The 376-nt window shown below is 46.0% G+C and carries 1 protein-coding gene; it reads right to left on the bottom strand.

The annotated features are described in order from the left end of the window. Nucleotides 1–79: 79 nt before the first annotated feature. On the bottom strand, nt 80–376 hold a 297-nt coding region (locus tag H6B51_RS17375; RefSeq protein WP_204884830.1), incomplete at its 5' end, for a hypothetical protein.

The following is a 376-nucleotide window of genomic DNA, read 5'->3' as shown; positions in this document are numbered from 1 at the left end:
GCGCCAGCTCATCACTAAGCGCAGACATTGTCATCTGTTTATCCATGTTTTTATTATATCATGTCGGGCTGTATCACGCTTACTTTTCTGTGCGGTGTTGCCTTAGATATTTTAACAGAATTATTTCTATATGATTTTTGGACTTTGGGCTGAGAGCTGGTTTTTTCGGCTGATGCCTCCGGCGTTCCACCGGTCGGCGTTGACGGGAGACGTGGATTTCGATATGATGTGGTGCATAATAAAAAGTGGGGCGGTTGCTCGCTCTGTTATGATCTGCCACCACTGCGGCCAGCGCTACATTGAGTTTTTCCCAAATGCCAAGCAGGAAAATCTGTTTATTGGGATGATCCATGCCTTTCAATACATGGGGATGCCT

The sequence above is a fragment of the Pseudoflavonifractor phocaeensis genome (genome assembly GCF_016901955.1).
Classification (GTDB): Bacteria; Bacillota; Clostridia; order Oscillospirales; family Oscillospiraceae; genus Flavonifractor; species Flavonifractor phocaeensis_A.
The sequence above is the reverse complement of the archived record's forward strand: the minus strand, read 5'-3'. Positions and strand labels throughout refer to the sequence as shown.